The sequence below is a fragment of the Enterobacter cloacae complex sp. P13B genome (genome assembly GCF_014895915.1).
Taxonomy (GTDB): Bacteria; Pseudomonadota; Gammaproteobacteria; order Enterobacterales; family Enterobacteriaceae; genus Enterobacter; species Enterobacter bugandensis.
The window spans coordinates 1-5736 of the sequence record NZ_JADBQN010000073.1 but is presented as its reverse complement, the minus strand read 5'-3'; the positions used below and the strand labels follow the sequence as shown (position 1 = coordinate 5736).

Genomic DNA, 5736 nt, shown 5'->3' with positions numbered 1-5736 from the left:
CCAGTTTAATCATGATTTTACTATCGATGTACCCAAAAACCTTGCAAACGACAACTGGATAAACAAACTAATGAAAAATAATTCCAATAGTTTTATTTTTTTATATCTTATTGATTTTAAATAAATTAAATATCAATAAAAGATGTTTGAGTACATTTTATTTCTTTTAAAAGAAAAAATAATCTTTTTGTTGACTTTGATGATTCATGGCGATTAATTAGTAGACAGACATATCAACATTTCTTAAGACTCAAGGAGACTAAGATGGTGATGTTGAAAGAATGTAATGAGAGTGGACTGTCTGGATTCACCGTTGATGGGTTATCGGTCACTGATACGCAAAACTTCTTTACTCAAACTGCACCAGATATTCGGGAAGCAGTGCTCAATAACGGAGCGTTGCTACTACGCGGCGTTGTGCAAAGTGCAGAACCCGCTGTGTTTGAAGTGATAATGAATGCGCTAGGTTTTCGCACCAGAGATTACATTGGTGGTTCATCTCCCCGTTCAACCATAAAAGGTAAAGTGATGGAGGCAACCCGAACGCCTCCGGCATGGTCAATCATCCTCCATCAGGAAATGGCCTATGTAAAACACCCACCGGAAATCATTGCCTTCTCTTGCGTCAAACCCGCCACAGAGGGCGGAGAATCTACCATTGGCGATATGCGCCGAATAACAAAACTGGTCGAGCCTTCAACATTACAACTTCTGACAGAACGCGGCCTCAGACTGCGTAGAACACTGCCGGATGAAAACCGAGTTCATCTGAAACCCGGAATAAAAAAAAGCTGGCAGGAAGCGCTTTCTGCAAAAACAAAAGAAGAGGCAGAGTTTGCCTGCCGCTCCAGGGGTTGGGAATTTGAATGGTGGAATGATGATTTAATCCTTTGGCAGGACTGTATTTCACCGGTGCGTCAGCATCCTCGTAAAAATGAGTTGATCTGGTGCAATCAGGCACATTTCTGGGGTGCTGCTGCGATGATTGAATGGGCACGGGTGGATTCCAGAAACGAAGACGAAGAAGAGTTAAAAGAAGCTGCTCAGAATTGTCCTGAACTTCTCGAATCCATGTGTTTCGGCGATGGAGAACCGCTACCGGAAGAACTGACACTTAACTTATTTCATCTGGTCAAGGGGTTAGAACAGGACGTGAATCTCAACACCGGCGATATTTTGCTGCTCGATAACCTGCAGTTTGCTCATGGCAGGCATGCATTTTCAGGAAACAGAGAGATTAACGTCATTATTGCCGACTGGACTGAACATTAATTCAAACAAACAGAAGGAAAATGGTCATGAATATTACACAGCATAATAGCACATCCACAGGCGATACCTTCATTCTCAGCCCAGGCCGTAACGTCAGTCTGAAAGACTTTATTGAATTCTCTCAGTTCAGTAAAAAAATAGTTGCTTCAGAAGAAACCAGAGAAAGAATTGCCGCATCAAGACGAGCCCTTGAAAAATTAGTGAAAGAAGGCTCGGTTATATATGGTGTCAACACTGGGATGGGTGGGTTTGTCGATCATCTCGTTCCGCTCGAAAGGGCTGAAGAATTACAAAAAAACCTTATCCGTGGTGTTGCGACAAATGTTGGTGAAAGATTTTCAGATATAATTTGCCGGGCAACTATGTTCGCCCGAATTATCTCACTTTCTCGCGGCAACTCAGCATTATCTCTGGAAAATTTCGATCGATTTATCGCAATCTACAACGCTGGTCTGATTCCTGAGATACCACGTAAAGGGTCATTGGGCACCAGCGGAGATCTGGGGCCACTGGCAGCCATGGCCCGTATGCTCACTGGTGAGGGCAATGCCTGGTTCAATGGTGAACGCTTGGCTGCAGAAGATATTCTGCACCAGCTGGGGCTCGCACCGCTTGAGCTAAGTTATAAGGAAGGGCTGGCACTCATCAACGGCACCTCCTGCATGGTTGCGCTTGCCGCCCTGAATGTCATCGAAACCAGGTCACTTCTTGAACAATATGCGTCAATCTCCGCCTTTGCCTCAGAAACGCTTCTTGCCCGGATTCGGCCATTTCATCCCGACGTTCATCAACTAAAACCGCATACAGGCCAGCAAAAAATTGCAGAGATGATATGGAATAACCTCCAGGGAACAAGGCTGGCGGTTGATGATATACAGCTTTCATCAGAACTCGGAAGCAGGCTTACGAATAGCATCAAACAAGAAGATATGCCGATTGAAGATGCCTATTCAATTCGCTGCACACCACAGATACTTGGCCCGGTTTTGGAGACAATAGAATTTGTGGAACGAATAGTGAGTAATGAATTAAATTCGTCAAATGATAACCCCCTTATCACACCCGAAAACGGTCAGGTTTTCCATAACGGTCATTTTCACGGACAGTATATATCCGCCGCGATGGACTATTTGACGATAGCAATCATTACCATGTGTAACTTATCTGACCGGCGAATAGACAGATTGCTGACCAGTGCGAACAGCAACGGGCTCCCCTCTTTTCTATGTGCAGAAAATGGTGGGCTGCGGTTTGGTTTAATGGGGGGACAGTTTATGTCATCTTCTGTCACAGCGGAAAATCGTTCTCTGGCTACACCTGTATCAATACAAACACTAACAACAACAGGTGATTTTCAGGACGTAGTCTCTTTCGGTCTGGTTGCTGCTCGCAGGACGGCGGAGGTGCTCCAGAATACCCGCTATGTTATTGCTTTTGAGTTGATCTGCGCCGCTCAGGCAGCTGATATCAGGGATGCTACAAAATTAGGAAATTCAGGTCGCCTGTGGTACGCAAAAGTGAGGGAGTCAGTCCCTTATCTGGACCATGACGAGTCAATAACACCTTATCTGGAAGAACTCGTATCCCGGATACTTGGAGGCCACTCATGATGTTCTCTAAAAAAATCCGGGAATGTGTTGAGGGAGCAAATAATAATGCTTCCATCCGCCTGCACGCCAATGAAAATCCGTTGGGTTCACCAGACATAATACAAACAGGACAATATGATCTGTCTTTGCTGAGCCTGTATCCCGATCCCACCTACAATGCACTGAGAGCAGCAATTGGAGAACGCTGGAATATTAATCCGGAACAGATCATCACGGGTAATGGCTCTGACGAACTGATTGATATCACACTGCGTAGTCTGCTGAAACCGGGTGCACGGCTTACCGCTCCTCGTCACAGTTTTATGATGTACAAAAAGAGAACTGATATTCTCGGAGCCTTATACAGTGAGATCCCAGTGAAAAGTGGGCGCATCCTCCCTGAGGATTTAAAAGAGGCGGTCAGTCATAAACCTGACATTCTGGTCCTAGTTAATCCTTCTAATCCTTTGGGTCACTATATTGCACCTTCAGAAATGATATCTTTAGTTGAAACCATACCGCCAGAAACGACCATTATCATTGATGAGGCCTACGCAGAATTTACACCTGATATCGAAAATACGGCAGGTATTCAAATAGTTCATAAACGCGTTAACTCAATATGCTTACGAACATTTTCAAAAGCGTATGGACTTGCCGGATTGCGTCTTGGCTGGGCTTACGTCAGCACAGATCTGTATCCACAACTGGAAGCTCGCCGGGCGCCTTACAATGTCAGTGCTTTATCTGCTCTTGCTGGTGAACATGCACTACAGGATCGTGAGCATCTTTTCAAAACAACAGAATATTGTCTTAGCTGGGGAAGAAAACTGGTAGATTTATTTGAAGATTACGGAGTCAAAGCCAGTGCCCAATATGTCAATTTCGTCTTTGTTGAATTTGACAGTGAAGAACGCAGCCGGGAGATCCAGAACAGTCTTAACAGTGAAGGTTTCCTTATAGCCAGGCTGACCGATTATTCTTTGGATCATTGCCTGAGAATTTCATTCGGACCCCGGGAACAAATGGAAAAGTTACTCTTTGTTTTAGAGAAAGAACTAAAAGCATAGATTCTGCCAAGGTTATTTACATTCATTCAAATAAATAATTAAAAGTATCTATTCAATTGAGGTTTAAGAATATGAATAAAGTACCTGGGCTATACCATACAGCCCCCTATCTAAGTCAAACCCAAACGCGACTCCTTCATGTTAACCTTGATGAGTCAAATTCTCCCTATTGTGTCCTCAGTCCGACCATTTTTTACCCACAGGGTGGTGGGCAATTGGGTGACAGAGGTTATCTTGTTTTACCGGATATGCTGACATCACAACAAAAAATCGGTGTTCTCACAACAAAACGAAAAGATGAAGAGATCAGACACTATCTTGATATTAATGAGATCGGTTTTGACTTGCTGAAAAAGCAGGCAGGTCAGCAAGTGACTGCTATTCTTGATTGGGATCTGCGATATCACCAGATGCGTATACACTCGGCTGTACATCTGATCCATTGTATACTCGAGCAGGTAACAGGCCATTCAATCCCTTACCCTGTTCGTTCACCACTCAATGATGAAAGCGGAGAGAATCATTATCAACTTCTTGACTATATTGATAAAGATATTCTTGAAAAGGCAACAACAGAACTAAATGAATTTTGTTCATCGGGACATGAGATACAAACTGTAAATGTTCCCGAACAGGGAAATAACTTTCGGATATGGAAGTGTGGACGATGGTCAATTCCTTGTGGAGGTACACATGTAAAAGATACAAAAGAGATCGGGATGATATTTTCCACGTTGAAAATCAAAAAAAACATGACGCGTATAGCACTCAGGCTCTCTGATAATTCAGGTTAACCTGGTAGATGTCTATAGAGTCAATATCTAATCAACAAATAACGATGGTAGCCTCTGGTATGAGAACAGATAAAAACGAAACAAAACACGTAGATAGTCTCCCTGGTAAAACGTCTAACAAGACAGATGAAAAACATGCTCTTGGTTCATTCCTGACACAACTTCGTGTTGAAAGGGGACATCTTAAAGTTTCGACATTTCTGGAAGGGATAGATATTCCTTTTTCTGCTAATTATTATCGTGATATCGAAGCAGGTAGGAAATATCTCAGTATAGACTCAGCAGTAGAACTCCACAACTCTCTTGGTATAGAAACATCAAGCAAATCAAGCTTTGATTATTTCTGGCATTATTTTAAGGATTTATTACCTTCTGATATGCATGAAATGCTATTTGGGAAAGGAATAGAAACAAGAGATCTGTCTTCAAGACTAGAACTGAGAGACCATGATTCCAAAATATTACGCCGCGCACTCAGCCTAAGTCGATATGAACGCGAATTTATTATTTCTGATGAAATAATTAGAGGATTTAAGAACAATTTTGATTTATGGCCGCTTATGACATATCTATATATGGTTGACACTGCATCCGTGGCTGAAATTAAACAAGTTTGCCATCAACTTGACATTGCATTCGATTCTCGTGTGGTCGAATTTTTGAGTCTTGTAGCAAAAGAACGAAATCATGAGGAAGCCCCTTTTGTTCGCCTTGCACCGACACTCAGAATGCCAAGGACCCCAGAATCTATTAATCTTAAAGACAAATTTATGTGTTATGAAACTGAGAAATCCCTGTCCAAACCCGAAAAAAGTGAATATTTTGACATAGATGGGACATTTAAATTTAGTGCAATGGTTACGCTTAAATCGCCGGAAATTGAACAAATACAGGACAGACTTGTTGATCTCTTTTCCGCTATTGAGGTACACACTAAATCCGGACGACAGCTTGAGGATGAGAATGCACATCCTTATTTTTTGGAATTGATCATTTCAGGCAGACCAGAAT

General features: G+C 42.5%; 5 protein-coding genes. All 5 read left to right on the top strand.

Features of this window, described 5'->3' with window-relative positions; translation table 11 throughout:
* The first annotated feature begins 264 nt into the window (after positions 1–264).
* Positions 265–1272 carry a TauD/TfdA family dioxygenase gene (locus tag IM273_RS21780; protein ID WP_047955801.1) on the top strand — a complete coding sequence of 336 codons (1008 nt, stop codon included), beginning with the start codon at positions 265–267 and terminating at the stop codon, positions 1270–1272.
* Between the two features lie 26 nt (positions 1273–1298).
* Positions 1299–2882 carry a phenylalanine aminomutase (D-beta-phenylalanine forming) gene (locus IM273_RS21775; protein WP_080346973.1) on the top strand — a complete coding sequence of 528 codons (1584 nt, stop codon included), beginning with the start codon at positions 1299–1301 and terminating at the stop codon, positions 2880–2882.
* Complete coding sequence (locus IM273_RS21770; protein WP_047955802.1) at positions 2879–3931, top strand: histidinol-phosphate transaminase; 1053 nt, start codon at positions 2879–2881, stop codon at positions 3929–3931. Before IM273_RS21775 ends, IM273_RS21770 begins: the two co-directional genes overlap by 4 nt.
* Positions 3932–4002: 71 nt before the next feature.
* Positions 4003–4725: an alanyl-tRNA editing protein gene (locus tag IM273_RS21765; RefSeq protein ID WP_223813098.1), complete on the top strand. Its 723-nt coding sequence runs from the start codon at positions 4003–4005 to the stop codon at positions 4723–4725.
* An 8-nt stretch (positions 4726–4733) separates the two neighbouring features.
* On the top strand, positions 4734–5736 hold a 1003-nt coding region (locus tag IM273_RS21760; protein WP_193055623.1), incomplete at its 3' end, for a hypothetical protein.